The organism is Terrabacter sp. RAF57 (assembly GCF_052113925.1).
GTDB lineage: Bacteria > Actinomycetota > Actinomycetes > Actinomycetales > Dermatophilaceae > Terrabacter.
On the sequence record NZ_JBFRDT010000010.1, the window covers coordinates 1 to 26462 of the forward strand.

A 26462-nucleotide genomic window follows, 5' to 3' on the forward strand; every position below is an offset into this window, starting at 1 on the left:
CTCCTGGGTCACACCGGAGGAGGCCGCGTCTCTCGCCGTGCGCGGTGAGATGCCCGGCTCGCACGGCGTCCTCGTCCGGCAGGCCCTGGCGCACGTGGGTTTCCCGGTCTAGGACGCGACGCCGGGACGGCCATCACGGCCGACACCACGTTCGACATCGCCTCGGCGAGCGCGCCGAACCACAGGTGGCTCGTCACCTACGCCGATGACGCGAACCACCTGCCGATCAGTGGGTCGTGCGGTCCGGAGAACGACGCCGTATGCCGCGTGGCCCCCTCGCCGCGGCATACGGTCCTGACGTCGTGGGCTCAGTGCTGGTGCTCGAGGAGGTCCTGCCGGCCGGAGCCGAGGACCGTGAGCGGCAGCAGGGTCTTGCCGGTGGGCCCGATCTCGATCTCGGTGCCCATCTGGGGGCAGACGCCACAGTCGAAGCACGGGGTCCAGCGGCAGTCGTCGACCTCGGTCTCGTCGAGCGAGTCCTGCCAGTCCTCCCACAGCCAGTCCTTGTCGAGACCGGAGTCGAGGTGGTCCCAGGGCAGCACCTCGGACTCGCCGCGCTCGCGCGTGGTGTACCAGGCCAGGTCGACCGGCACGTCGGCGAAGGCCTCGTCGGCGCAGCGCATCCAGCGCTCGTAGGAGAAGTGCTCGCTCCACCCGTCGAAGCGGCCGCCGTCGCGCCACACAGCCTCGATGACCTTGCCGACGCGGCGGTCACCGCGGGAGAGCAGCCCCTCGACGATGCCGGGCTGGCCGTCGTGGTAGCGGAACCCGATGGACGACCCGTAGCGCTTGTCGGCGCGGATCGCCTCGCGGAGCTTGGCCAGGCGCGCGTCGGTCTCCTCGACCCCGAGCTGCGAGGCCCACTGGAACGGCGTGTGCGGCTTCGGCACGAAGCCGCCGATCGAGACGGTGCAGCGGATGTCGCGGCGACCCGAGACCTGTCGGCCGGTCTCGATGACCTTCTTGGCGAGCTCGGCGATCTGGAGCACGTCCTCGTCGGTCTCGGTGGGCAGGCCGCACATGAAGTAGAGCTTGACCTGCCGCCAGCCGGCGCCGTAGGCCGCGGCGACGGTGTTGATGAGGTCCTCCTCGGACACCATCTTGTTGATCACCTTGCGGATGCGCTCGGACCCGCCCTCGGGCGCGAACGTCAGGCCCGAGCGGCGACCGTTGCGGGTCAGCTCGTTGGCGAGGTCGATGTTGAAGGCGTCGACGCGGGTCGACGGGAGCGACAGGCCGGTCTGGGTGCCCTCGTAGCGGTCGGCGAGCCCCTTGGTGAGGTCGGCGATCTCCGAGTGGTCGGCCGAGCTCAGCGAGAGCAGGCCCACCTCCTCGAATCCCGTGGCGGCCAGGCCACGCTCGACCATCTCGCCGATGCCGGTGATCGACCGCTCGCGCACCGGGCGGGTGATCATGCCGGCCTGGCAGAAGCGGCAGCCGCGCGTGCAGCCGCGGAAGATCTCGACGGACATGCGCTCGTGGACCGACTCGGCGAGCGGCACGAGAGGCTGCTTGGGGTACGGCCACGCGTCGAGGTCCATGACGGTGTGCTTGGACACGCGCCACGGCACGCCGGTCGCGTCGGCAGCCGGCGCGACCCGCTGGATCCGCCCGTCGGGCAGGTAGGAGACGTCGTAGAAGGCGGGGACGTAGACGCCACCGGTGCGGGCGAGGCGCAGCAGCACCTCGCGGCGACCGCCGGGCCGGCCCTGGGCCTTCCACTCCCCCACGATGTCGGTGACGGTGAGCACGGCCTGCTCGCCGTCGCCGACGATGGCGGCATCGATGAACGAGGCGACCGGCTCGGGGTTGAAGGCCGCGTGACCGCCTGCGATGACGATCGGGTCCTCGACGTCGCGGTCGACCGCGTGCAGCGGGATCCCGGCGAGGTCGAGCGCCGTCAGCATGTTGGTGTAGCCGAGCTCCGTCGAGAAGCTGAGGCCGAAGAGGTCGAAGTCACGCACCGAACGGTGCCCGTCGACGGTGAACTGCGGCAGGCCCGCCTCCCGCAGCTGCGCCTCCATGTCGGGCCACACGGCATACGTGCGCTCGGCGAGGGCGTCAGCGCGCTCGTTGAGGACCTCGTAGAGGATCATGACGCCCTGGTTGGGGACGCCGACCTCGTACGCGTCGGGGTACATCAGCGCCCACCGCGTGGTCAGCTCCTCGCCGTCGGGGCCGTGACCGCCGACGTGCCAGTCCTTGACCGTGGAGTTGAGCTCGCCGCCGACGTACTGGATGGGCTTGTTGACCCGCTCCAGCAGGGGCTCGAGGGCGTTGAACAGTGACTCTCCGGGCATCCCGCCATGGTACGTGGGTCTGCCGCTGCACCGAAAACACGGCGAACCGCCCACCCTCGACCAAGGCCCGGACACGCCGAGGACCCGGACCTAGTCTAGGTGGGCGGAGGTGGAGAGGTGGCGACGGTGCCGACGGCGATCCACGTGGAGGTGCTGCCCGCGCGACTGGGCGACTGCCTCCTCGTCGAGTGTCCACGCCCCGACGGCACGACGTGGCGGATGCTCGTGGACGGCGGCCCCCCGGACACGTGGCCCCTCCTCGAGGCGCGGCTGCGCCGCCTCGACCCGGGTGACCGGCACATCGACGTCGCCGTCATCACGCACATCGACAACGACCACATCGGCGGCATGCTGCCGTTCCTCGCGAGCGACCTGGCCGCCGACGTCGGGGACTTCTGGTTCAACGGGCGCCCGCACCTCCCGGTCACGGGGCCCGACCGGCCCCGCAGCGTCGACCAGGGCGAGAGCCTCGTCGCGGCGCTCCGCGGCTCCGATGGAGACCCCCTGGCCGGCGGGCCCGCCGCGCTGGCGTCGCGCGCTCACGCCCTGCCGTGGAATGCCGCGTTCGGTGGGGGGCCGGTCGACACCGGCGCGGCGGGCGGCTTCGTCGAGGTCACGGTGCCGGGTGGGCCGACGGTGACCGTGCTCTCCCCGACGACGAAGCGGCTCACCCGGCTGGCCGACACGTGGTCGAAGAGCCTGCGCGCTGCCCTGGGCGCACCCGACCGCGACGTGGGTCTCGACGTGCTCGGGCCCCTCGACGACCTGGAGCACCTCGCCGACACGCGGACGCCCCAGGACTCCTCGGTGCCCAACGGGAGCAGCATCGCCCTGCTCGTCGAGCACCGCGGGGCGAGCGTCGTGCTCGGCGCCGACGCCTATGGCGGCGTGCTCGCGGCGGCCCTGCAGGGCGTGGCCCGGGCCCGTGGGGGCGAGACCCTCAGCGTCGACGCGTTCAAGCTGCCCCACCACGGCAGCGAGGCCAACGTCGTCGCAGCGCTGCTCCGGGCGGCACCGGCCCGGCACTATCTCGTCTCGACGAACGGCGACGTCTTCCACCACCCCGACGACGCGGCCGTGGCCCGGGTCGTGCTCGACGCCCCGGCCGGACCGACCCTGTGGTTCAACTACCGCACGCCACGCACCGAGCGCTGGGGCGACCCGCGACTCGTCGCGAGCCACGGGCACCACGTCGCGTTCCCCGACCCGGGGCGCGCCGACGCCGGGGCCGTCATCGACCTCCCGGCGCGGCCTTGAGCCTCGGCGTCAGGAGCCGTCGTACATCGCGTCGAGCTCGGCGCGGTGCTTCTCGGTGACGGCCTTGCGGCGCAGCTTCATGCTCGGGGTGAGGTCGCCCTCCTCGACGGTGAGGTCCTTGTCGAGGATGGTGAACTTCTTGATCGTCTCCCAGCGGTTGAGGCCGTCGTTGAGCTGGTCGAGATAGCGCTGGACGAGGGCGTGCGCCTGCGGCGAGGCCACCACCTCGGCGTACGTCTTGCCGTCGAGCCCGACGGTCGGGGCCCATCCGGCCACCGCGTCGGGGTCGAGCGTCACGAGCGCCGTCGCGTAGTTGTGGCCCGCACCGTGCACGAGGAACTGGCTGACGAACGGGCACAGGCCCTTGAAGCGCGCCTCGATCTCGGCCGGGGCGATGTACTTGCCGCCCGAGGTCTTGAAGACGTCCTTCTTGCGGTCGGTGACGTAGAGGAAGCCGCGCTCGTCGATGCGCCCGATGTCGCCGGTGTGGAACCAGCCGTCCTCGGTCAGCACCTCGGCGGTCGCCTCGGGGTTGTTGTGGTAGCCGCGCATGACACCGGGGCCCTTGACGAGGATCTCACCGTCCTCGTCGGAGATGCGGACCTCCGTGCCCGGCAGCGGCCAGCCCACCGAGCCGTACTGGTACGAGCCGTGCTCGGGAGCGTTGACCGTCGTGCCCGAGGACGTCTCGGTCAGGCCGTAGCCCTCTTGGACGAGCAGGCCGACCGACCCGAACCAGCGCGCGACGTCCGCGTTGAGCGGCGCGGATCCGCTGATCATGAAGCGGACCCGCCCGCCGAATCGCTCCTGCACCTTGTGCAGCACGAGCTTCGTCGCGAGCGCGTGCCGGCGCTGGAGGCCCGACGAGGGCTGCTCACCGCGGGCCTGCACGTCGCGCAGCTCGCCGCCCACCTTGAGCGCCCAGTCGATGAGCTTCTTCTTGACGCCCTTCTCGCCGGCGAACATCAGGGCGATGCGCCCGTGCGCCTTCTCGAAGATGCGCGGCGGGCCGGCCATGAAGGTCGGCTTGATGACGGCCATGTTCTCGACGATCTTGTCGACCCGGCCGTCGACGGCGGTCGGGAAGCCGATCTGGAGCCCGGTCGCGACGAGCATCTTGCCGAACACGTGCGACAGCGGCAGCCAGAGGAACTGGAGGTCGTCCTTGGTGAAGGTGCCGATGGCGTCGATGACGGCGCCCTCGTAGACGACGCTGTCCTGGACGAGGCGCACGCCCTTGGGCCGCCCGGTCGTGCCGGACGTGTAGATGACGACGGCGAGGGACTCGGGGGTGAGCTGGTCGATGCGCGAGTCGATGAGGTCGGGCGTCGCGGCCAGCCACTCGCGGCCGCGCTCGGCGAGCTCGTCGGTAGTGATGACCCAGCCGTCGTCGCTGCCCGGTCCGGTGAGGGCGATGACCTGCCGGACGCCCGGGACCTCCGAGCGCACGTGCTGGAGCTTGGCGACCTGCTCGGCGTTCTCGGCGAAGACGATGCCGCTGCCGGAGTCGGTGAGGATGTAGGCGACGTCCTCGGCGATCGTCGTCGGGTAGACGGTCGTCGTCGCACCGCCGGCGCAGATGACGGCGAGGTCGGCGAGGATCCACTCCACGCGGGTCGTCGACGCGATGGCGACGCGGTCCTCCAGCGCCACCCCGAGGCTGACGAGCCCGGCGGCCCACTGCTCCACGACCTCGTGCGTCTGCCGCCACGTCAGCGTGGTGAGCTCGCTCGACCCCTCCGCGAAGTAGAGGTAGGCCGGCGCGTCGGGCGTGGCCCGGACCCGGCTGCGGAAGAGCGCGCCCACGCTGGGAGCGCGTCCGTCGAGGACGTTCTGGTCGACGTCCCGGTCGGCAAGGGCCTGGAGGGGCATGTGGACTCCTTTGTCACTGCGGTTGCGCGTCATCGGCGTCTGCGGGCGACCGCCATGCCGGGATGATGTCAACAATCGTCGTGCCAGTCACGCATCCGTCGGCGTCCACGTCGAAACGTGACCCCTCGGTAACCGGAGGTGGGGCTCAACCCCGTCGGAGGCGACCTGCGACGGGTCGTCCGCCTCGCTGCTGCGACGCCGCGGCGACGTTGCCGACGAGGCCGACGGCGATCCACGAGGCGATGAGCGAGGAGCCACCGCTCGACACGAACGGCAGCGGCAGGCCCGTGACGGGCATGAGCCCGAGGTTCATCCCGATGTTCTCGAAGGCCTGCACCCCGAGCCAGACGGCGACACCGATCGCGACGAGGCGACCGAACGCGTCGGCGCGGCGCGCCACGACGACGCACCGCACGACGATGAACCCGATGAGCACGACGAGCCCTGCCGCCCCGAGGAAGCCGAGCTCCTCCCCCGCGACGGAGAAGACGAAGTCCGTCTCCTGGAAGGGGATGAACCCGCCCTGGGTCTGGCGACCCTCGAAGAGCCCCTGGCCGCCGAGCCCGCCCGAGCCGATGGCGATGCGCACCTGCCGGGTCTGGTAGCCGATGCCCTGCGGGTCCAGCGAGGGATCGAGGAAGGCGCGCAGCCGGTTGCGCTGGTAGGCCGACAGGACCGGCGTCAGGAAGGCAGCAGCCACGGCCGCCGCACCGACGACCAGGACGCCGAGCGTCCACAGGGCCGGGGCACCGGCCGCCGCGATGATGACGACAGCCATGGCGACGAGCACGAGGGCCGAGCCGAGGTCGGGCTGGGCGAGCACGAGGACCACGGGTATGCCGGCCACGACCCACGCGAGCGCCACGTCCCGGTGGCGTTGGGGCAGCCCGCGCTCGGCCCGCTCCGCGAGGAGCATCGCGAGACCGATCGCCAGGGCCACCTTCATCAGCTCCGACGGCTGCAGGCTCATGCCGCCCGGTAGCCGGATCCAGGAGCGCGACCCGTTGACGGTCGACCCGAGCGGCGAGACGACGGCCGCGAGCCCGAGGACGGCGAGGACGTAGACGACGGGAGCGACCGCCCGCACCACGCGCACGTCGAGCCGCGTCACCACGGCGGCGCACGCGATGCCGACGCCCAGCGCGACGAGCTGCTTGAGCGCCGCGGTCCCGCCGACCGACGCGCGGGTGGCCGACCAGACGAGGACGACGCCGACGACCGACAGGCCGAAGGCGCCGATGAGCAGTCCGAGGTCGACCCGCAGCCACGACGGCCCGGCGGGGCCCCGTGCCGCCCGACGGACGCCGCCGGCAGGCTGCGTCGACGGGAGGAGCGGCCCGGCTACGACGGGACGATCGCCGAGAGGATCTCGCGACACCGGACCACGTCCTGGGCCATCTGCTCGACGAGGGTGTCGATCGACTCGAACTTCAGGGTGGGACGCAGGTGCGAGACGAACTCCACCGCGACGCGCTCGCCGTAGAGGTCGAGGTCGGTGCGGTCGAGGACGTAGGCCTCGACCCTGCGCTGGTGACCGTCGAACGTCGGGTTGGTGCCCACGGAGACGGCCGCCGGGAGGGTGCGGTCGGGGGCACCCCCGTCGAGGCCGAAACGGACGAGCCACCCGGCATACACCCCGTCGGCCGGCACGAGGCCCTCGTGGTCCTGCGAGAGGTTGGCCGTCGGGTAGCCGAGCTCGCGGCCCCGGTGGTCGCCGTGCACGACGGTGCCGGTGACCCGGTGCGGACGGCCGATGATCTGGGCGGCGTGATCGACGTTGCCGGCGAGCAGCTCGGCGCGCAGCTGCGTCGAGCTCCAGCGCGCGCCCTCGTCGGCCCCCTCGCCGATGTCGTCGAGGGCGATGACCTCGAAGCCGTGCGCGGCGCCGAGGTCGCGCAGCGTGCCGACGTCGCCGGAGTTGCGCACGCCGAAGCGGGTGTCCTTGCCGACGACGACGGCGCAGGCACCGAGGGCGTCCACGAACGTGCCGCGGACGAACTCCTCGGGGGTCTGCTGGGCGAAGTCACGCGTGAACTCGATGACGAGCACCGCGCCGACGCCCACCGACGCGAGCGCGTCCAGTCGCTGCTCGAGCGACATGACGGCAGCCGGGGCGCGGTCGGGGTAGAGCACGGCGATCGGGTGCGGCTCGAAGGTGACGGCCACGGGAAGGGCCTCGCGGTCGGCCGCCTCGCGCACGACGCGCGTCAGGACCTCGCGGTGCCCGCGGTGCACCCCGTCGAAGTTGCCGAGGGTGACGACGGTGGGCCCGAGGTTGGCCGGGATGTCGTCGAGTCCGTACCAGCGCTGCACGGCGACCACTGTAGTGGCCCCGTCGGAGCGGACGTCCGAGGGCTCGGGCACGAGGCTCAGGCCCCCGCCCCGGACGCGGCGAAGACCACCTTGGCCCGGGCCGTCGCACGCGTCTCGTCGAGCACGGCGACGAGTCGCCCGTCGGGGTCGATCGCGGCCACCGCGTCGGCACCGTCCACCGCGCTCTGGATGCGCTGGCCGTAGCCGAGGGCGACGGCCTCCTCGGCCGTCACCTCGTGGACGGGCAGCTGCGCCCGGGCCGCGTCGGCGATCGGGAGCAGGGGTATGCCGTCCGGCCCGTCGGTCTCCGACGTGGCCGTCAGGTCGTCGAGCGAGACCGCGGCGTCGAGCCCGAAGCGGCCGACCCGCGTGCGCCGGAGCGCCGTCAGGTGGCCGCCGACGCCGAGCGCCTCGCCGAGGTCGCGGGCGAGCGCGCGGACGTAGGTGCCGGACGACACGTCGACCTCGACCTCGACGTCGACGACGTCGATCGGGGGGCCGACCTCGACCGTCGCGGTGCCGGGGCGCACCGAGAGCACGTCGAAACGGCTCACCGTGACCGGGCGGGCCGGCAGGTCGACCGAGTCGCCCTGCCGGACGCGCGTGTAGCTGCGCACACCCTTGACCTTGATGGCGCTGACCGAGCTCGGCACCTGCTGGAGGTCGCCCGTCAGGGCCGCGACGGCCGCGGGCAGGGCCGCCTCGAGCGCGGGCACGTCGTCGACCCCGAGCGCCTGGGTCGTCTCTCCCTCGGCGTCGTCGGTGAGGGTCGCCATCCCGAGACGGATCGTGGCGGCATACGACTTGTCGCAGCCGACGAGGAAGGTCAGCAGCTTCGTGCCGCGCTCGACGCCGAGCACGAGGACGCCGGTCGCCATGGGGTCGAGCGTGCCGGCGTGGCCGACCCGGCGCGTGCCACAGAGACGACGGGCGCGCGCGACGACGTCATGGCTCGTCCATCCGGCCGGCTTGTCGACGACGAGCAGACCACCCGAGCGGTCGGTCATCGGGCGTCGACGTCCGCGTCCACCTCGGCGTCCACGTCGTCGCCGTCCTCGTCGTCCGCCGAGCGGTCGACCGGCTTGCGGTAGGGGTCGGCGTCGCCGGCGGGCTTGGCGTTGGCCGCGGCGCGGGCCAGCTCCTCGTCCCGGGCCCGCGTCTGGGCCACGAGGTCCTCGAGGTGGGCGGCGCCCTCGGGCAGCGCGTCGGCGATGAACTCGATCGACGGCGTCAGACGGATGCCGATGCCCTTGCCGACGGCCGAGCGGATGCGGCCCTTGTTGGCCTCGAGCACCTCGGCCGTGGCCTGGCGGTCCTCGTTGCTGCCGAAGACGGTGTAGAAGACGGAGGCCTGCTGGAGGTCACCGGTCACGCGGGCGTCGGTGATGGTGACGAAACCGAGGCGCTCGTCCTTGAGCCGGAACTCGAGGTACTCGGCGACGATGACCTTGATCCGGTCGGCGATCTTGCGGGCGCGGGCGGGGTCAGCCATGGCTACCTCTTTCGTGTGCTGTGCGGTCGGGCCGTGACAGCCGGGCCGACGTGGTGTTCACCCTAGTAGCGGGCCGGGGGCCCCGCGCATTCCCACCCGGGCGTCCGCGGGGCGGGTGGGGACCACCGCGGACGGCGACGGCGCCGACCCCCGTGGGGGCCGGCGCCGTCGGACCGGTCGAGCTCAGGCGCGCGGCTTCTCGCGCATCTCGAACGTCTCGATGACGTCGTCGATCTCGATGTTGTTGAAGTTGCCGAGGTTGATACCGCACTCGAAGCCCTCGCGGACCTCGGTGACGTCGTCCTTGAAGCGACGCAGACCGGTGATCTCGATGCCCTCGCCGATGACGGTGCCGTCGCGGATGATCCGCGCACGGGTCCCGCGCTTGATCTCGCCGGAGCGCACGAGCGAACCCGCGACGTTGCCGAACTTGCTCGACTTGAAGACCTCGCGGACCTCGGCCGTGCCCAGCTGGACCTCTTCGTACTCCGGCTTGAGCATGCCCTTGAGCGCTGCCTCGACGTCGTCGATCGCCTGGTAGATGACCGAGTAGAAGCGCATGTCGACGCCCTCCCGGTCGGCCAGCTCGGCGACACGCTCCGCGGGGCGGACGTTGAAGCCGATGATGATCGCGTTGTCGACCGTCGCGAGGTTGACGTCGTTCTGCGTGATCGCACCGACACCGCGGTGGATGATCCGCAGGTCGACCTCGTCGCCCACGTCGATCTTGAGCAGCGCGTCCTCGAGCGCCTCGACCGAACCCGACACGTCACCCTTGAGGATGAGGTTGAGGGTGTCGACCTTGCCCGCGGCGAGGGCCTCGTTGAGGTCCTCGAGCGAGATGCGCTTGCGGCGCTTGGCGAGGCTCGCCGCACGCGACGCGGCCTCACGACGCTCGGCGATCTGGCGCGCGGTGCGGTCGTCAGGTGCCACGAGGAACGTGTCACCGGCGCCGGGCACCGACGTCAGACCGAGCACCATGACCGGACGCGAAGGACCGGCCTGCTCGACGTTGTTGCCGTGCTCGTCGAGCATGGCACGCACGCGGCCGTGACCGCTGCCGGCCACGATCGAGTCACCGACGCTGAGGGTTCCCGACTGGACGAGGACGGTCGCGACCGGGCCGCGGCCCTTGTCGAGGTGCGCCTCGATGGCGACACCACGGGCGTCCTTGTCGGGGTTGGCCCGCAGGTCGAGAGCCGCGTCGGCGGTGAGCAGGACGGCCTCGAGGAGCCCGTCGATGTTCGTGCCGTTCTTGGCCGAGACGTCGACGAACATCGTGTCGCCGCCGTACTCCTCAGCGATGAGGTTGTACTCGGTCAGCTGCTGGCGGATCTTGGCCGGGTTGGCGTCTGGCTTGTCGACCTTGTTGACGGCCACGACGATCGGCACGTTGGCCGCCTGGGCGTGGTTGAGCGCCTCGATGGTCTGCGGCATGACGCCGTCGTCGGCGGCGACGACGAGGATCGCGATGTCCGTCACCGACGCACCACGGGCACGCATGGCCGTGAAGGCCTCGTGACCGGGGGTGTCGATGAACGTGATGGCGCGCTTCTCGCCCTCGTGCGTCGTGGCGACCTGGTAGGCACCGATGTGCTGGGTGATGCCACCGGCCTCGCCCTCGGCGACCTCCTCGGAGCGGATCGCGTCGAGGAGCTTCGTCTTTCCGTGGTCGACGTGGCCCATGACGGTCACGACCGGCGGACGCGCCTCGAGGTCCTCGTCCTCCTCGGCCTCGAGCTCGGCGTCGAGGTCGATGTTGAACGAGCCGAGCAGCTCGCGCTCCTCGTCCTCGGGCGACACGACCTCGATCTCGTAGCCGAGCTCGGCGCCGAGCACCTTGAAGGTCTCCTCGTCGAGGGACTGCGTGGCCGTGGCCATCTCGCCGAGGTGGAACAGCACGGTGACGAGCGACGCCGGGTTGGCGTTGATCTTGTCGGCGAAGTCGGTCAGCGAGGCACCACGACGAACGCGGATGGTCGTCTTGCCGTCGCCACGGGGGACGCTGACGCCACCCAGGCTCGGCGCCTGCATCTGCTCGAACTCCTGGCGCTTCGCGCGCTTGGACTTGCGGCCTCGGACCGGACGACCGCCGCCGCGACCGAAGGCACCAGCCGTCGAGCCACGACCGCCACCGCCACCGCGAGGACCGCCGAAGCCACCGGGGCGACCGCCACCGGGGGCGCCGCCGGGGCCACCACCGAAGCCACCACGGCCACCGGCGCCACCCGGGCCGCCACGGCCGGGGCCGCCGGCCGGGCGCTGGCCGGGACGGCCGACGGTGCTGCGCTCGGGCATCATGCCCGGGCTGGGACGCGGACCACCGGGACGCGGGGCGCCGCCGGGAGCACCCGGACGACCGCCTGCGGCGGGAGCACCGGGACGCGGGGCGCCACCGGGAGCACCCGGACGCTGGCCACCCTGACCGCCCTGACCGCCCTGGCGCTGCTGCGGACGCGGCATGCCCTGGCTCGGGCTGAACGGGTTGTTGCCCGGACGCGGCGCGGTGTCGCCACCGGGACGCGGGGCGCGGGACTGGCCCATGCCCTGGCTCGGGGCGAACGGGTTGTTCCCCGGACGCGGCTGACCCGGACGGGGGGCCGGACGCGGGGAGGCCGGGACGCCGGAGGTCTGCTGACCACCGTCACGGCTGGACTGCACCCGAGCGGGAGCCGACGCCGCAGGAGCGGCGGGGGCCGGAGCAGCCGGGGCCGGAGCCTTCGGTGCCGGGGCGGCGGGTGCGGGAGCTGCCTTGGCGGGGGCCGGAGCGGACTCGCGGGCAGCAGGTGCTGCGGGAGCAGCCGGGGCGGGAGCCGCCGGTGCTGCGGCTGCGGGAGCGGCCGGCGCGGGGGCCGACGGCGCCGGAGCAGCCTTCTGGGGCGCGGCGGGGACCGCGCTCGTGGGGGCGGCCTTGGGGGCCGCCGGCTTCTTGTCGCCGCTGGACGAGCCTTCCCGGGGGAAGGTCTCGATGATCTTGCGGACGACGGGGGGCTCGATGGTCGACGATGCCGACCGGACGAACTCTCCCTGGCTCTTCAAGTGTGCGAGCAGTGTCTTGCTCTCGACTCCGAGCTCCTTTGCGAGCTCGTAGACCCGGACCTTAGCCACATCTCTCCTGTTCCTGGTCCGGCCTGAACAGGAAGTGGCCGAACCGTGGGTTATTGCTGGGGCTTGCTCATCGCTGAGTACTCATCGGGTGCTCATAGCGTTTTCAACCCGCCTTGGTTCGTTGACTGATCTCTGACTGATCGGTGCGACCCGTGTGGGGCACCGGAGCGTTGCTGCGTGTCCTGGACTCCGAGATGTCGTGCCACCGCGCTGACGTCGAGGGCGACCTGCAGGCGCAGGGCACGTCCGAACGCCTTGCGGCGCACTGCCAGCTCGAAACAGTAGGGCGTCGGGTGCAGCCATGCACCACGTCCCGGCATCCGGTGTCTCGGGTCGGGACGGAGCGTGACCGGGGAGGTGTCCCCGGCGTCTCTGTCCGTCGCCGCGACCACTCGCAGCAGAGCCGACCAGCTATCCATTCCTCGACATCCCACACAGGTGCGGGACGGCTCAGCACGGAGTCCAGTCCGGTCGGCCACAGGTAAGTCTACCGCGCCGCAGCGCGAGACCGCGCATCGGCATCCTCCCCCGCCTGGAAGAGGGGCCGAACACGTGCTGTCCTGTCCATCGTATGCGTGGGGTGCGGGCGCGACGCACGATCCGTGCTCGTCCGTCGTCGCGCGACTCCGCCCGGGTCGCTCTCACCCGGGGCGCGTACCGCTCCCGGGTCGCAGGGGTAGGGAGACCTCCACCAGAAGGCCGCCCAGGTCGGAGCGGGCCAGGGCGACCGAGCCCCCGGCGGCCTCCGCGACCCGACGGGTGATGTCGAGCCCGAGACCCGTCGACCCACTGCCGCTGCGGCCCCGGTCGAGGGCGGACTCGGCGGCGCCCGGCCCGCCGTCGGCCACGGTGAGGTGGGCCCGACCCCCGTCGACGCGCACGGCGACCTCGACGCCCGCCCCCTCGGGCGTGTGCGCGAAGACGTTGTCGAGCAGCACGTCCACGACGTCGCTCACGTCCTCCTCCGGGACGTCGACGGCACACGGACCGTCGGGGCCCGTCACGGCGAAGGCCCGTTCCTGGTCCTGCGCGAGGGGCTCCCAGAAGGCGGCTCGTCGGCGGACGACGACCCCGAGGTCACACCCGCTCGGCATCGCACGCCGCAACGGGCGGCGGGCCTCGTGGACGATGGCGTCGACGCTGCGCTGGAGCTCGTCGACATGGTGGCGCAGCCGCCTGGAGACCTCCGGATCCGTCACGAGGTCGCTGTCGAGCCGCAGGGCGGTGACCGGTGTGCGCAGTCGGTGACCGAGGTCGGCGACGGCCGCACGCTCGGACGTCACGAGCACGTCGATGCGGTCGGCGAGCTGGTTGAGCGCCCCCGCGAGCTCGACCGTCTCCGGTGGCCCTTCGGGGACGGCACGGGTGCCGAGCTCGCCCTCGCGGATGCGGTGGGCGACCGCCGCCAGCCGGGTCACGGGCACGCTCACGCGGCGGCCCAGACGGAGGGCGATCAGGGCCGCCACCCCGACGAGGAGCAGCCCCAGACCGATGATCGTGGCCCAGGCGGCCGCGACCCCCTGACGCAGCTCGTCGTTGCTCACGGTGGACTCGACGACCGTGACCCCGCTCTCGGTCTGCACCGGGATGATGACGTCGAGACCCGTGTCGGTGCGATGGGTGAACGCCGTCCGGGTCGACCTCGCCTGGGCGACCTCGGCGTCGTCGTCTCCCACCGAGGTGTCACGACCGATGACCCGGCCGGACGGCGTGTGCACGGCAACGACCATGCCCTGCGCCGTGAAGAGCCCGACGGCCTCGGACAGCACCTGCTCGCTGTCGACGCTGGCGACGACGGTGGCGACGCTGTGCGCCTGCTGACGGGCCCGGTTCACGGCACGGTCCTCGGCGACGTTCGACACGAGCAGGCAGAGGGGGATGATGAAGGCGACGACGACCGCAGACGTCGTCGCGGCCACGAGCCACGTGATCTGACGACGCATCAGGGCACGTCCTCCGGGGCCGCCAGCCGAACCCCCACCCCTCGGACGCTGTGGAGGTACCGCGGATGAGCCGCCGACTCGCCGAGCTTGCGACGCAGCCACGACAGGTGCACGTCCACGGTGCGCTCGCCGCCTCCGTAGACCTGCTGCCACACCTCCACGATGATCTCGCGCTTGGTCACGACCTCACCGACGCGACCGGCGAGCATGAGGAGGAGGTCGAACTCACGTCGCGAGAGGTCGACGGGCACGTCGTCGAGGGTCACGCCCCTGCGGGACGGGTCGATGACGAGACCACCGACGGTGATCCGCTCGTCGGCGTGAGCCGGTTCGCTGCGCCGCAGCACCGCCCGCATCCGGGCCTCGAGCTGGTCGACGGTGAAGGGCTTCGGCACGTAGTCGTCGGCCCCCGAGTCGAGGGCGCGGACGATCGAGACGTCGTCGTCACGCGCCGTGACGACGATGACCGGGGTCGCGGTGACCGAGCGCAGCATGGTCAGCACCGTGTGGCCGTCGACGTCGGGCAGGCCCAGGTCGAGCAGGACGACGTCCGGGTGCTCGTTGAGCACCTGCTCGAGCCCGCCGAGCCCGCTGGCGGCGCTCGACACGGCGTGCCCACGGCCGGTCAGGGCCCGTACGAGCGATCCCCGGATCCCGGCGTCGTCCTCGATGACGAGCACGTGGGTCACACGCCTCACGGTACGCCCGGGCCGACCTGCGCAGACCCGGTCGTGACGCATCCGCCCAACTCGCGGGACGGGGGTCCGCGATGACGTCGGGACGCGCGGGTCCGGTGCGCCTCGCGCTCGGTTGGCTGACCGTCGTTGCGGTCACCGCCACGGTGACGACGACCGTCGTGACGCGCGTGGGTCAGGACGTCGCGGGCGAGCTCGAGCAGCCACTCCCCTCCGCGACGGCGACCCTGCCGAGCGCCACCGTCACGTCCACGGCCGGCGGCACGCTCGTGCCGGGCCCCACGACCACGGGGCCGTCGCCGGACCCCACCCTGCTCCCGCCTGCGGAGCCGGGAGCCACAGCGACCCAGGCACCCCATGAGGCGTCCACCCGCAGCGCGGCCTCCGTCGCGCCGATCGGCCCCGTCGTCGCCGGCCGGACCGACGGTCCACCCGCCGACGGTGACACCGGCGCCGGAGCGCCGGGACCCGAGGGTCCGTCGTCCACCTCGGACGCACCCGCCGGGTCCCGCACCACCGCCCAGCCTGACCTGCGGGCTTCCACGAGTCCCACCGCGAGCTTCTCGACGACGGGCGGCTCCCTGACGGCGCGTTGCCCGGACGGTCAGGTGCAGCTGCGGTCGGTCACCCCGAGCAACGGCTACCGCTACGAGGTGGAGCGCGAGGACGGCGGCGTGCGGGCGACGTTCAAGAGCGACTCTCGCGAGGTCAGCCTCCTCGTGACCTGCCGCTCCGGCCAGCCGGTCCTCGTCCTCAAGGGCTCCTGAGCCCGTCGGCGCGAGCCGACCTCAGGAGCCGTCGGTCGCCCCGCGCTCCGCTGCCGCGTCGGCGGCCTCGGTGTCGGGACGGATGTCGATGCGCCATCCGGTGAGCTTGGCGGCGAGGCGGGCGTTCTGGCCTTCCTTGCCGATCGCGAGGCTCAGCTGGTAGTCGGGCACGACGACCCGCGCGGCGCGGGCCGCGGCGTCGACGATCTCGACGGACTGCACCCGGGCGGGCGACAGGGCGGCCGCGACGAAGGTGGCGGGGTCGTCGGCATAGTCGACGATGTCGATCTTCTCGCCGCGCAGCTCGGTCATGACGGCACGGACGCGGGCGCCCATCGGGCCGATGCACGCGCCCTTGGCGTTGACGCCGGCGACCCGGCTGTGCACCGCGATCTTCGTGCGGTGACCGGCCTCGCGGGCCAGCGCGGCGATCTCGACCGTGCCGTCGGCGATCTCGGGCACCTCGAACTTGAAGAGCGTGCGCACGAGGTTGGGGTGGGTGCGGCTCAGGCCCACCTGGGGGCCCTTGGGCCCACGCTTGACGCTGACGACGAAGCAGCGCAGGCGCTCGCCGTGGACGTAGCGCTCGCCCGGCACCTGCTCGGCCAGCGGCAGGATGCCCTCGACCGTGCCGAAGTCGACGAGGACGTTCCGGGGGTCCTGGCTCTGCTGGATGATGCCGGAGATGACGTCACCCTCGCGGCCCTTGAAGTCGCCGAGGATCGCCTCGTCCTCGAGGTCGCGCAGGCGCTGGACGATGACCTGCCGCGCCGTCGACGCGGCGATGCGGCCGAAGCCGACCGGGGTGTCGTCGAACTCGGGTCCGGGCTCGGCGCGCTGCGGACGCTCGCCCTCCTCGGTGACCGGGAGCAGGTCACCCTCCTCACGGGCCCAGACGATGACGTGGCCGGTCTTGCGGTCCAGCTCGACCCGCGCGATGCGCTGGCTGCCGTCGGTGCGGTGGTAGGCGACGAGGAGCGCCTGCTCGATGGCGGGGATGAGCACGTCGAGGCTGATGTCGCGCTCCCGTTCCAGGGCGCGCAGGGCTGCGAGGTCGATGTCCATCAGTGGTCCCCTTCCAGGGCGGACGTCTCGTCCGGGTCGTGGGTGTCGTCGTGTGCGTCGTCGGAGGTGTCGTCTCCCGCGTCGTCGACGGCGGCGTCGTTCGTGGTCCCGGCGCGCGTGAACTCGACCTGCACGGTGCCGCGCTGGACGGTGTCGAGGTCGAGGGTCACGTGGTGCGCCGGAGTCTTCTTCGTGGCCTGGACCTCGAGGGTGAGCGAGTCCGTGCCGACCTCGGTGAGCCGCCCGGTGTCGGTGCCGTCCTGGTGGACGACCTCGACGAGCCGCCCCACCTGACGCCGAAGCTGGTCGCGGGAGGCGAGCGGCCGGCCGACCCCGGGTGAGGACACCTCGAGGACGTAGGGGGCCTGACCCATCACGTCGCTCGCGTCCAGCTCGTCGCTCACGGCACGAGTCGCCTCGGCGACGGCGTCGAGAGAGAGCGGCGGGACGGCACTCGTCGTGTCGGCTGCGTCGAGACCGGCGATGTCGGCGTCGACGAGCACGCGAACCAGCCGCCGCTTGCCGGCGGGAGACACGGAGACGTCCTCGACGACGAGCCCGAGGGGCGCGAGCACCGGCTCGAGCGTCGCTCTGATCTCCTGGGCCGTGCTCATCAGTCGACGCCTCCTGCTCTTCTCGAATGTCCGGCGCCGACGCCCCGAAGGACGCGACGGGCACCGCGTGCCCACCACTCTATCGGCGCCGGGGGGTCGTCGCAGACCGCCGCCCGCGTGCGAAGATCTCGGCATGGACGGCGACACCCGTGGGCTCGGGTCACGGGTGATGGACGGTCTCGGCCGTCCCCCGCGCCGCCTTCTCGTGCTCGGCGGCGGTGCCGCCGCCCTCGCGCTGCTCGTCGACCGCGGCCTGCGCCTCGACGTGCCGCCGCCTCCCCCGCCGGTGCCCACGCGCCGTCCGGCCCCGGACGAGGCCCTCCTGCTCTCGGCCGTGGCCGACCTCGAACACATCGTGGCGGCCGAGACGTCGGTCCTCGCGGGCGGCGAGGGTGGCGGCCTGGTCCGTCGGCTCCGCACCGTCAACCGGGAGCAGCTGCGCGTCCTGCGCGGCCGGCTCACGAACGCCGGCGTGCCTACGGCCGTGATCGACGCCGCCGTGTCCGCCGGGCCGGCGCCGTCGTCGCGGACCGGCTCCACGGGCACCCCCACACCCTCGGCCGCCCCGCCGACGAGCCAGCGGCCGGTCCGCACCCGCCGGGAGCTCGCCGTCCTGCTCGACTCGCTCGGGCCCGAGGACTGGTCCGCGCTCACGACGGCGACCGTGGACACCCGCGAGCTGCTCGCGGCCGCCTACGGACAACGCCTCGCCGGCGCGGTGCTCCTCGGACGGGACGTCGCCACGTCGCCGCCCAGCCCCGTGCGACCCGAGATCGTGTCCCGGACCTCCCCCCTCGTGTACGCCTTCGAGGTCGTCGCGGCCCAGAGCTCTGGCGACCAGCGGTCGCGGGCCGAGGACACGCTCGCCGCCCTGGTGCGCCTCGACATCGCCGTGTCCGGCGCGAGCTCGACGACGCCTGCCGGGTGGGCGCTGCCCTACCCCGTCACGACACCCGAGGCGGCCGGACGCCTCGCGACCGAGACCCTGTCGTCCGCCGTGGACGCGGGCACCGAGGTGGCCGGCCCGGACCCGAGCGCCGACTCCCTCGAGGACGTCGCGCGCTGGAGCGCCGACCTCCAGGCACTCGCCGTCGACTGGGACGTGCCCCTGACCGCCTTCCCGGGAGCCACCGCGTGAGCTACGACCCGATGTACGACCTCATCCCCGCCCTCTTCGCCCACGAGGTGAGCGGCTACGAGCCCGACGGCTACGTCTCCGGCGAGGACTGGATCGACGCACTGCCGGGGCTCATCACCGACCTGCTCGCCGACTGGGAGCTCGAGCCCATCGGGCGAGCCACCAACGGCGTGTGCGCGGTGGCCATCCCGGTGCGCCTGCTGGGCTCGGGCCGCGACGTCGTCGGGGTGAGCGGCGAGGGCGTCCTCAAGATCACCTGGCCGCACCCTGAGGCCGCGACCGAGCACCTCGCGCTCCAGACGTGGAACGGGCACGGAGCGGCGCGCCTCGTGCGGGCCGACCCCGCGCGCTTCGCCCTGCTCCTCGAGCGGCTGCACACCCGCGACCTGACCCGCGTCGACATCGACGAGGCGTGCGGCGTCATCGGCGACCTGCTCCGGGTGCTGCGCCGGCCCCCGCACCCGCGCGTGCCCAGCCTCACGGCATACGCCCTCCGTCAGGCCGAGGAGCTGGCGGCCGCACCCGCGGTGCTGCCGCGGCGCTACCTCGACCAGGCCTCGACGCTGGCCCGCGAGCTCGTCGAGCGGGCCCCCGCCGAGGACCGGCTGCTGCACACCGACCTGCACTACACCAACGTGCTCGCCGCCTACCGCTCCCCGTGGCTCGCCATCGACCCCAAGCCGATGGCCGGCGACCCGGCGTTCGAGGTGGCCCCCGCCTTGTGGAACCGGGCCGACGAGCTCGGGACCGGGTCCGAGGTCCGGTGGTCGCTGCGCCGGCGGCTCGAGATCATCTGCGAGCGCGCCGGCCTCGACGAGGGGCGGGCCCGTGCGTGGACGATCGTCCGTGAGGCCGACAACGCCCTCGACGCCGCCGAGGCGCTGGCGAAGGGCCCCGCCGACGACGCCTGGGCACATGATCGGATCAGCCTCGCGGTGACGATCATCAAGGCGATGAACGACTGAGCCGGCGGGCTCTCGAGCGCCGAGAGACGCTCGCGACAGCCTCACCACCCGTCGACAACACGCGCTCGACGTCGTCGATCAAATCGTTTCGACTCCGGGGTGCTTGAAGCCTTAACGTTGTCGCGCTCCCCCACCTTCGTTGTCGAAAGGCACTCGCATGCCTCGCCTTGCCATGCCCACCTCCCGCGACCAGCGCTCGGCCACGCCGACCCCTGCTCGCGAGATCGCGCGCATCGCCGTGCCGGTGAGCACGGAGTTCGTCCTCATGCTCGTGCTCAACTTCGTCAACCAGATCGTCGTCGGGAGCATTGGGGCCACCGCGATCGCCGCCGTGGGCTTCTCCAACAGCCTCACCTTCATCCTCGCGGTGACGCTCGGCTGTCTCGGCACGTCGGTGAGCATCCTCGTGGCGCGGGCGCACGGCGCCGGTCGCCGGGACGCCCTCGACCACACGGTCACGGCGGCGCTGCTCGTCGCCGTCGGGCTCGGCGTCGTCGTCTCGCTCGTGCCGTGGTTCTTCGCCGACCACCTCATGTCGCTCGTCGGGGCCTCCCCGTCGGTCGCGGCGGCGGGCACCGACTACTTCCGCCTCACCGTCCTCGCGACGCTGCCGGTCATGCTCAGCGCGATCCTCTCGGGTGTCCTCCGCTCGGCCGGCCGGCCGACGAGCCCGATGATCGCGACGATGGTCACCGTCGTCGCGAACTCGGCGATCGCGTACTCCCTCGTCGTCGGGCTCGGCCCGCTGCCCTCGCTCGGCGTCGCCGGCGCCGGCTGGGCCACGCTCGTGACCGCCGTCGTCAAGGCGCTCATCCTGCTGTGGATGGCCTATGGCCGGCGCGCCGTCGTCGGCTGGAGCCTGCCCGACAGCGTCCGGCAGTGGCGTGCCGTCATCGTGCCCCTCTTCGTCCTTGCGCTCCCCCTCGGCGTCACCGAGCTCTTCTGGACGGTGGGGACCTTCCTCTACAACGTCGTGTTCCAGCAGCTCGGCGACGAGGCGCTGGCCGCCGCGCAGATCGTCACGACGCTGGAGGGTGTCTTCGTCGTCGGCAGCATCGGGCTGATGAGCGCCACGACCACCCTCGTGGGCCGCTCCGTCGGTCGCGGGGACGTCGACGACGCGATGGCCTGGGTGCGGCGGCTGACCCGCGCCGGCGTCGGGACCGCCGCCGTCTTCGGGGTCCTCTTCGCCGCCTCGGTGATGCTGCTCGACGTCCTCTTCGGGGAGGCGGGTCGCGACGTGCGCACCATGGCCGGCGTCGGCATCCTCATCAACGCGGCGTTCCAGGTGGTCAAGGTGCGCAACATGATCGTCGGGGCGGGCGTGCTGCCCAGCGCCAACGACGTGCGCGGAGTCATCATGGGCGACGTCGTCGGTGCCTTCCTGGTCGGGCTGCCGCTCGCCGTCCTCCTCGGCCTGCACACGCCGCTCGGCTACGTCGGCATCTTCGTGGCCCGCATCCTCGAGGAGCTGGCCAAGCTCGCCATCTTCACGTGGCGTGCGCGTCGCATCCGCTGGGAGCGCCTCGTCGCGCCGCGCGAGGCCGTCGCCGCCTGACCGCCCGGCCGGTCGCCCCGGCCTCAGCCGGTGACGACGAGCCCTTGGCGCATCCCGTCGGCGTAGTGGTTCTCGAGGTTGCAGACGAGCTCGTAGTGGCCCGGCGCCAGGGTCACCGTCACCCAGCCGACGGCGCCGGAGACGATGCCGTCACCGTGGCCCGCGGCGCAGGACGCCGAGGCCTCCCCGATGCTGCCCGACTCGTCGACCGTGCCGTCCCGGCCCGGCACGCGCTGTCCGGCGACGGCGTCGGCGACGAGCGGCAGGACGACGAGCTCGTGGGTGCGCCACCCGGAGTTCTCCACGACGACGCTCACCGGTCCGGAGTGGACGGCAGCGGGCCGCGCGACGAGCAGCATCCGGGCCCCCATCGGGGCGACGCCGCCCATCATCCGCGACAGGCCCATGTCGACGAGGCTGACGGTCACCCGCGACCCGGGAAGGTCGGTCGGGGCCGCACACGCCAGCGGCGCCGCCATCGGGACGCCCCTGCTCGACCCTGCGCGCACGCCACCCATGGCGCCACCCATCGGGGTCGTCGCCGCGGGTACTGCCGAACAGCCCGCGAGGATCAGGGCGACAGCTGCGAACGCAGCCCCGCCCGTGCACGAGCGACGGATGCTCCAGCCTCTGGCCATACCTCGACACTAACCCCGGGGGGTATGCGTGCGCCGGGTGTGTGACGCACCAGTCCCCAGCCGGCGACCGGCGTGCGCCAGAGTGGAGCCATGCCCAACCGACTCGACCGAGCGACGAGCCCCTACCTGCTCCAGCACCGTGACAACCCGGTGCACTGGCAGGAGTGGGGCGAGGCCGCGTTCGCGGAGGCGCGCGAGCGCAACGTCCCCGTGCTCCTGTCGGTCGGCTACGCGGCCTGCCACTGGTGCCACGTCATGGCCCACGAGTCGTTCGAGGACGAGGCCGTCGCCGCCGCGCTCAACGCCCGCTTCGTCCCGGTCAAGGTCGACCGCGAGGAGCGACCCGACATCGACGCCGTCTACATGTCGGCGGTCACGGCGACGACCGGCCACGGCGGCTGGCCGATGACGGTCTTCCTCACCCCCGAGGGCGAGCCGTTCTTCTGCGGCACCTACTTCCCGCGCGACCACTTCCTCCGCGTCCTGGCGGCCCTCGACGAGGCCTGGCGCACCCGCGAGGACGAGGTGCGCGCGTCGGGCTCGCACATCGCCACCAGCCTCGCCGAGGCCCTCCAGCCGCCGACGCCGTATGCCGTCGAGCCGGCAGCGCTGTCGTCCGCGGTCGGGCTGCTGGCCCGCCAGTTCGACCACGTGGCAGGCGGTTTCGGCGGCGCCCCGAAGTTCCCGCCGTCGATGGTGCTCGAGTTCCTGCTGCGCCACCACGCCCGGACCGGGGACCGGGACGCCCTCGCGATGGCGTCCCGCACGCTCGAGGCGATGGCGCGCAGCGGCCTCTACGACCAGCTCGCCGGTGGCTTCGCGCGCTACGCCGTCGACGCGGGCTGGGTCGTGCCGCACTTCGAGAAGATGCTCTACGACAACGCCCTGCTGCTGCGCGCCTACACGACGTGGTGGAAGGTGACCCGCGACCCGCTGGCCGAGCGCATCGTCCGTGAGACGGCCGACTTCGTCGTGCGCGACCTCGGCACCGAGACGGGAGGTTTCGCGTCGTCGCTCGACGCCGACGCTGCCGGCGTCGAGGGGCTGACGTACGCGTGGACACCGGAGGAGCTGCGAGAGGTCCTCGGGGACGACGACGGCCCCGTCGCGGCCGACCTGCTCGGCGTGACGACCGAGGGCACGTTCGAGCACGGCGCCTCGACGTTGCAGCTGCCGTCAGAGCCGGGTGACCGCGACTGGTTCGACGACGTGCGAGCACGACTGCTGGCAGCCCGCGCCGGTCGACCTCAGCCCGGTCGTGACGACAAGGTCGTGACGTCGTGGAACGGCCTCGCGATCGCCGCGCTCGCGGGTGCCGGCGCCGCGCTCGAGCGGCCGGACTGGGTGGCCGCCGCGGCCCGGTGCGCCGCACACGTCCTCGACGTCCACGTCGTCGACGGGGAGCTGCGGCGTGCGTCACGCGTCGGCACGGTCGGGACGGCGCGTGCCGTCGCGGACGACCACGGCAACCTCGCGGACGGCCTGCTCGTGCTGCACCAGGTGTCGGGTGAGCGACGCTGGCTGGACGCCGCCCGACAGGTCCTGGACGCCGCGAGCGACTTCGCGGCCGACGACGGCGGGTTCCACGACACCGCCTCGGACGCCGAGCCGCTCTACCTGCGCCCTCGCAGCGCCGCGGACAACGCCGAGCCGGCGGGGCAGTCCGCTCTGGCGGGAGCGCTCGTCACCCTCGGCGCGGTGACCGGTGACCCGGCCGCCCTCGCGGCGGGGGCCACCTCCACCGCTGCGGGGATGGGGCTCGCCGTCCGCGAGCCGCGGTTCGGCGGGTGGTCGCTCGCGGTCGCCGAGTCCCTCGTCAGCGGACCGCTGCAGGTCGCCGTCGTCGGGTCCGGTCGCGAGGCCGACGCGCTCGAGGTGGTGGCGCGCCGGTCCCCGAGCCCTGGACTCGTCGTCGTGCGCGGCGAGCCGGACGCGCCCGGCGTCCCGGTGCTGGCCGACCGCCCACTCGTCGGCGGACGCGCTGCGGCCTACGTCTGCCGCGGCATGGTCTGCGAGCTGCCCACGACCGACCCCGAGCAGCTGGCTGCGCAGCTGGGTGCGGTGGCTGGCGAGGGGCTCGGCGGAGTGGTCGGCTGAGGCGACGAACCGCCCGACATTCGCATCTGGCGGGCCAAACCCCCGCATTCTGCAACAATCACCGCATGATGGGCTCAGCGCGCACCGCGGTCGTCGTCGAGGACGACGACGACATCCGTGAGCTCATCACGCACAGCCTGACCATGCAGGGCTTCGAGGTGTCGGCGGCGTCCTCGGGACAGGCGGGCCTCGAGCTCGTCGTCGCGACCGACCCCGACCTCGTCACCCTCGACCTGGGCCTGCCCGACCTCGACGGGATCGAGGTGTGCCGCCGGGTGCGCGACGTGAGCCAGGCCTACGTCGTCATGATCAGCGCGCGCACCGACGAGATCGACCGCCTCATGGGCCTCGAGATCGGCGCCGACGACTACCTCACCAAGCCGTTCAGCCCTCGCGAGCTGCAGGCCCGCGTCAACGCGATGTTCCGGCGGCCGCGCACCGGCGGACCCAACGGCTCCGACGACGCGACGGGTCCGGCCGGCACCGTCTCGGCCGCCTCGGCCGGCGGCCCGACCACCGACGGCGCGACACCGGACGAGCCGGCACCCGAGCTCGTGCGTCACGGCCGCATCGCCGTCGACCCGGAGGGCCGCGTCGCCACGGTCGACGACCAGGAGGTCGACCTGACCCGCACCGAGTTCGACCTGCTCTCGACCCTGATCAGCGCACCGCGCCGCGTGTGGTCGCGCGCCGTCCTCCTCGACAGCCTGTGGGGCCCCGGGTGGTCCGAGGAGCACCTCGTCGAGGTGCACGTGGGCAACCTCCGCCGCAAGCTGAGCCGTCTCGGCCCCGACGGCACGCGTGCCCCGATCCGGACCGTGCGGGGCGTCGGCTACCGCATGGAGGAGCCCGACGCGTTCTGACGCCGACGGCGCTGTGACTGTGGCTGGGCCGCTGGGCCGCCCGCTCGTGTCGACGCGTCGGAGGTCAGGCGCCGACGGGCGGTGCCGAGTGGTCGAGGTGCGACCGCAGCGCGACGCGAGCACCCGGGGCCAGACCGAGCATCGACGTCCCGCGTTCGCGGGCCAGCTCGGTCTCACCGCGACTGACCGCCTCGATGACGCAGAGCACGGCCGACTCGAGCCGGACGAGTCCGACGGTGGCCGACGAGACGCGCAGGCTCAGCAGGACGTCCATCGCCGCGACCTCGTCGCGGCGGTCGAGCGCGGACGCGGCGCGGGCCAGCCGGGCATCAAGCATCCGCAGGTAGGTCTGGGCGATGGAGCGAGCGAGGTCGTCGCTCTCGAGCTCCGATGCGAGACGGGTCAGTGCCCTCGGGTCGAGCTCGTCGACCGTGAGTCCGGGACAGGCCGGGCTCACGACCTGCTCAGCGGCCACGGCCGGCGCCGAAGGCGTCCGGGGCCAGAGCCGTCCCGCGGCGCCGCGGACGTCGGGCGATGTTCCGGGTCGGGACGGGCCGGCCTCCCACCAACTGGCCCGTCCCGCTCCGGTCCACTCCCCCCACCGAGAGCTCCGAGTGGGCCCCCCGACCGGGGAGGGCGCCGCGACCGCGCACCGTCACTGCAGGGTCAGTGTCGGTGCTGATGGTCATGGCGCTCTCCTCCCCGGATCGGCGGGCACTCGCCCGAAGGTCTCTGAGTCAGCGAGCCGGTCCCCCGACCGTTGCTGCTGATGAGGACGACTCTTCCGCGCCGACTGCAAGGTGCGAACCCCCGGGCACGCATGGTTTCCGCAAGAAAGCCTCAAGGCCTTCCCGGTTCGGGCAGCCGTGCGCCCTTTGTCCTCGCGGAGCATCCCCCGAGCGGCCGAGCGGCCGGCGCCCGGGCGGCCGAGCGCCCCGCCGCCCGGGCGGGCCAGGTCGGCTCAGAGGGCCGTCGAGAGGTAGTCCGTCGCGTTCGTGGCGAAGGCTTCGCTCGTGCGCTCCGAGCCGACGAAGAGTGCCGTGGCCCAGATGTCGGCCCAGAGGAGGGTCGGTCCGGTCACCGTCACCGATCCGGGACGTCCGACGAGCTCACCGGTGGCCGGGTCGTAGAGGTGGGCGCCCCGGGCCGCGGTCCCCGAGGTCGCCACGGCCCCGCGCGTCAGCGCCAGGGTGTTCGCGATCCGCTGCCGGTCGAGAGGATCCTCGACGCCGATCCGCCAGGCGATGGCCTCGGGTCCGTCAGCGGGCATGTCGGCGTGGGCGCCGATCAGGATGTCGCCACCGGCGTTGATGCAGAAGGAGATCCGCTCCAGGTCGGACAGGGGCACGGACGCACGGTCGACGGCCCACCCCTTGACGAGGCCGGTCGGGTCGAACGCGAGGTCACCGTCGCCCGTGGGCAGCAGGGTCGTGAACGCCCCCCGGGTCAGCACCTCGGCCTCCTGCCCGATGCGCAGCGCCTCCTCGACGAGGGGACTGCACTGCGAGACCTGCACCTCCTCGCGGCGCAGCCGCATGAGGTCGGAGTCCTCGCGGTAGGTCGAGAAGATCGAGTCCATCTCGCGCAGGATCCGGAAGGCCGACGCCACCGCCTCGTGGGCGGCGAGACCGTCGACGTCGGCGCCCCGCAGGTGGATGGAGATCGGCATGCCCATGATCTGCTCGACCCATGCGCGCCGTGCCGGGGCCGGGGCGGGGTCGGGGACGCCGGGCTGGCGCGGTCGGGTGACGGGTCGGCTCATGGTTCGCTCCTTGGT

At 72.8% G+C, this 26462-nt stretch carries 23 protein-coding genes; 8 read left to right on the forward strand and 15 right to left on the reverse strand.

The features are described from left to right. Positions 1–112 (forward strand): DUF4916 domain-containing protein (locus tag AB4Y83_RS12645; RefSeq protein WP_442297163.1); only part of this gene is annotated, 112 nt, incomplete at its 5' end. A gap of 196 nt (positions 113–308) precedes the next feature. On the opposite strand, the gene AB4Y83_RS12650 is transcribed toward AB4Y83_RS12645, so the two are convergent. Then, positions 309–2300 (reverse strand): TIGR03960 family B12-binding radical SAM protein, encoded by a 1992-nt coding sequence (locus AB4Y83_RS12650; protein ID WP_442297083.1) that lies wholly within the window; start codon positions 2298–2300, stop codon positions 309–311. A 117-nt stretch (positions 2301–2417) separates the two neighbouring features. Here AB4Y83_RS12650 and AB4Y83_RS12655 point away from each other — a divergent pair, with 117 nt between their 5' ends. Beyond that, positions 2418–3557: an MBL fold metallo-hydrolase gene (locus tag AB4Y83_RS12655; protein ID WP_442297084.1), complete on the forward strand. Its 1140-nt coding sequence runs from the start codon at positions 2418–2420 to the stop codon at positions 3555–3557. A gap of 9 nt (positions 3558–3566) precedes the next feature. On the opposite strand, the gene AB4Y83_RS12660 is transcribed toward AB4Y83_RS12655, so the two are convergent. The 9 genes from AB4Y83_RS12660 to AB4Y83_RS12700 form a co-directional block, all read right to left on the reverse strand. Continuing rightward, entirely contained in the window at positions 3567–5429 is a 1863-nt protein-coding gene (locus AB4Y83_RS12660) for an AMP-dependent synthetase/ligase (protein ID WP_442297085.1), read from the reverse strand. 145 nt (positions 5430–5574) lie between these two features. Then, positions 5575–6807 (reverse strand): rod shape-determining protein RodA, encoded by a 1233-nt coding sequence (gene rodA / locus AB4Y83_RS12665; protein ID WP_442297086.1) that lies wholly within the window; start codon positions 6805–6807, stop codon positions 5575–5577. Beyond that, the gene (locus AB4Y83_RS12670; RefSeq protein WP_442297087.1) at positions 6771–7742 is read right to left on the reverse strand and encodes a bifunctional riboflavin kinase/FAD synthetase; all 972 of its coding nucleotides are present in this window, start codon (positions 7740–7742) and stop codon (positions 6771–6773) included. Before AB4Y83_RS12670 ends, rodA begins: the two co-directional genes overlap by 37 nt. A 56-nt stretch (positions 7743–7798) precedes the next feature. After that, positions 7799–8749: a tRNA pseudouridine(55) synthase TruB gene (gene truB / locus AB4Y83_RS12675; protein WP_442274768.1), complete on the reverse strand. Its 951-nt coding sequence runs from the start codon at positions 8747–8749 to the stop codon at positions 7799–7801. Further along, complete coding sequence (gene rbfA / locus AB4Y83_RS12680; RefSeq protein ID WP_442274769.1) at positions 8746–9234, reverse strand: 30S ribosome-binding factor RbfA; 489 nt, start codon at positions 9232–9234, stop codon at positions 8746–8748. Before rbfA ends, truB begins: the two co-directional genes overlap by 4 nt. A 183-nt stretch (positions 9235–9417) precedes the next feature. Then, complete coding sequence (gene infB / locus AB4Y83_RS12685) at positions 9418–12342, reverse strand: translation initiation factor IF-2 (protein ID WP_442274770.1); 2925 nt, start codon at positions 12340–12342, stop codon at positions 9418–9420. 92 nt (positions 12343–12434) lie between these two features. After that, positions 12435–12821, reverse strand: coding sequence for a YlxR family protein (locus AB4Y83_RS12690; protein WP_442297088.1), 387 nt, complete (start codon positions 12819–12821; stop codon positions 12435–12437). A 162-nt stretch (positions 12822–12983) separates the two neighbouring features. Continuing rightward, complete coding sequence (locus tag AB4Y83_RS12695; RefSeq protein ID WP_442297089.1) at positions 12984–14285, reverse strand: ATP-binding protein; 1302 nt, start codon at positions 14283–14285, stop codon at positions 12984–12986. After that, entirely contained in the window at positions 14285–14974 is a 690-nt protein-coding gene (locus AB4Y83_RS12700) for a response regulator transcription factor (protein ID WP_442274773.1), read from the reverse strand. Before AB4Y83_RS12700 ends, AB4Y83_RS12695 begins: the two co-directional genes overlap by 1 nt. An 80-nt stretch (positions 14975–15054) precedes the next feature. Between AB4Y83_RS12700 and AB4Y83_RS12705 the strand changes: the two genes are divergently transcribed. Next, positions 15055–15747 (forward strand): hypothetical protein, encoded by a 693-nt coding sequence (locus AB4Y83_RS12705; protein ID WP_442297090.1) that lies wholly within the window; start codon positions 15055–15057, stop codon positions 15745–15747. A 21-nt stretch (positions 15748–15768) separates the two neighbouring features. Here AB4Y83_RS12705 and nusA read toward each other — a convergent pair whose 3' ends face one another. Both nusA and rimP read right to left on the reverse strand, forming a co-directional pair. Beyond that, on the reverse strand, positions 15769–16812 hold the full coding sequence (nusA, locus tag AB4Y83_RS12710; RefSeq protein ID WP_442274775.1) for a transcription termination factor NusA: 1044 nt from the start codon (positions 16810–16812) through the stop codon (positions 15769–15771). Further along, positions 16812–17426, reverse strand: a complete 615-nt coding sequence (gene rimP, locus AB4Y83_RS12715; protein ID WP_442297091.1) for a ribosome maturation factor RimP — start codon at positions 17424–17426, stop codon at positions 16812–16814. Before rimP ends, nusA begins: the two co-directional genes overlap by 1 nt. 133 nt (positions 17427–17559) lie before the next feature. Between rimP and AB4Y83_RS12720 the strand changes: the two genes are divergently transcribed. The 3 genes from AB4Y83_RS12720 (at position 17560) to AB4Y83_RS12730 (ending at position 21087) form a co-directional block, all read left to right on the forward strand. Beyond that, complete coding sequence (locus tag AB4Y83_RS12720; RefSeq protein WP_442297092.1) at positions 17560–18564, forward strand: hypothetical protein; 1005 nt, start codon at positions 17560–17562, stop codon at positions 18562–18564. After that, a complete protein-coding gene (locus AB4Y83_RS12725) occupies positions 18561–19529 on the forward strand; it encodes an aminoglycoside phosphotransferase family protein (protein WP_442297093.1) in 969 nt (322 codons plus the stop codon). Before AB4Y83_RS12720 ends, AB4Y83_RS12725 begins: the two co-directional genes overlap by 4 nt. 157 nt (positions 19530–19686) lie before the next feature. Next, the gene (locus AB4Y83_RS12730; protein WP_442297094.1) at positions 19687–21087 is read left to right on the forward strand and encodes an MATE family efflux transporter; all 1401 of its coding nucleotides are present in this window, start codon (positions 19687–19689) and stop codon (positions 21085–21087) included. 23 nt (positions 21088–21110) lie between these two features. Here AB4Y83_RS12730 and AB4Y83_RS12735 read toward each other — a convergent pair whose 3' ends face one another. Continuing rightward, on the reverse strand, positions 21111–21605 hold the full coding sequence (locus AB4Y83_RS12735; RefSeq protein WP_442297095.1) for a sulfocyanin-like copper-binding protein: 495 nt from the start codon (positions 21603–21605) through the stop codon (positions 21111–21113). Positions 21606–21815: 210 nt separating this feature from the next. On the opposite strand from AB4Y83_RS12735, the gene AB4Y83_RS12740 reads away from it, so the two are divergent. Together AB4Y83_RS12740 and AB4Y83_RS12745 are read left to right on the forward strand one after the other, a co-directional pair. Continuing rightward, positions 21816–23822: a thioredoxin domain-containing protein gene (locus AB4Y83_RS12740; protein WP_442297096.1), complete on the forward strand. Its 2007-nt coding sequence runs from the start codon at positions 21816–21818 to the stop codon at positions 23820–23822. A 65-nt stretch (positions 23823–23887) separates the two neighbouring features. Next, a complete protein-coding gene (locus AB4Y83_RS12745) occupies positions 23888–24685 on the forward strand; it encodes a response regulator transcription factor (RefSeq protein ID WP_442297097.1) in 798 nt (265 codons plus the stop codon). A gap of 64 nt (positions 24686–24749) precedes the next feature. Here AB4Y83_RS12745 and AB4Y83_RS12750 read toward each other — a convergent pair whose 3' ends face one another. Together AB4Y83_RS12750 and AB4Y83_RS12755 are read right to left on the reverse strand one after the other, a co-directional pair. Beyond that, a complete protein-coding gene (locus AB4Y83_RS12750; RefSeq protein WP_442297098.1) occupies positions 24750–25160 on the reverse strand; it encodes a hypothetical protein in 411 nt (136 codons plus the stop codon). Between the two features lie 486 nt (positions 25161–25646). Then, a complete protein-coding gene (locus tag AB4Y83_RS12755; RefSeq protein ID WP_442297099.1) occupies positions 25647–26447 on the reverse strand; it encodes an FAD:protein FMN transferase in 801 nt (266 codons plus the stop codon). Positions 26448–26462 lie beyond the last annotated feature (15 nt).

What these genes read in the sequence shown, in the direction of transcription:
- AB4Y83_RS12650 (WP_442297083.1), bottom strand. Translation starts at nt 2,300, where the DNA reads ATGCCCGGAGAGTCACTGTTCAACGCCCTCGAGCCCCTGCTGGAGCGG.
- AB4Y83_RS12660 (WP_442297085.1), bottom strand. Translation starts at nt 5,429, where the DNA reads ATGCCCCTCCAGGCCCTTGCCGACCGGGACGTCGACCAGAACGTCCTC.
- truB (WP_442274768.1), bottom strand. Translation starts at nt 8,749, where the DNA reads ATGACCGACCGCTCGGGTGGTCTGCTCGTCGTCGACAAGCCGGCCGGA.
- rbfA (WP_442274769.1), bottom strand. Translation starts at nt 9,234, where the DNA reads ATGGCTGACCCCGCCCGCGCCCGCAAGATCGCCGACCGGATCAAGGTC.
- AB4Y83_RS12695 (WP_442297089.1), bottom strand. Translation starts at nt 14,285, where the DNA reads ATGCGTCGTCAGATCACGTGGCTCGTGGCCGCGACGACGTCTGCGGTC.
- AB4Y83_RS12705 (WP_442297090.1), top strand. Translation starts at nt 15,055, where the DNA reads ATGACGTCGGGACGCGCGGGTCCGGTGCGCCTCGCGCTCGGTTGGCTG.
- nusA (WP_442274775.1), bottom strand. Translation starts at nt 16,812, where the DNA reads ATGGACATCGACCTCGCAGCCCTGCGCGCCCTGGAACGGGAGCGCGAC.
- rimP (WP_442297091.1), bottom strand. Translation starts at nt 17,426, where the DNA reads ATGAGCACGGCCCAGGAGATCAGAGCGACGCTCGAGCCGGTGCTCGCG.
- AB4Y83_RS12720 (WP_442297092.1), top strand. Translation starts at nt 17,560, where the DNA reads ATGGACGGCGACACCCGTGGGCTCGGGTCACGGGTGATGGACGGTCTC.
- AB4Y83_RS12730 (WP_442297094.1), top strand. Translation starts at nt 19,687, where the DNA reads ATGCCTCGCCTTGCCATGCCCACCTCCCGCGACCAGCGCTCGGCCACG.
- AB4Y83_RS12735 (WP_442297095.1), bottom strand. Translation starts at nt 21,605, where the DNA reads ATGGGTGGCGTGCGCGCAGGGTCGAGCAGGGGCGTCCCGATGGCGGCG.
- AB4Y83_RS12740 (WP_442297096.1), top strand. Translation starts at nt 21,816, where the DNA reads ATGCCCAACCGACTCGACCGAGCGACGAGCCCCTACCTGCTCCAGCAC.
- AB4Y83_RS12745 (WP_442297097.1), top strand. Translation starts at nt 23,888, where the DNA reads ATGATGGGCTCAGCGCGCACCGCGGTCGTCGTCGAGGACGACGACGAC.
- AB4Y83_RS12755 (WP_442297099.1), bottom strand. Translation starts at nt 26,447, where the DNA reads ATGAGCCGACCCGTCACCCGACCGCGCCAGCCCGGCGTCCCCGACCCC.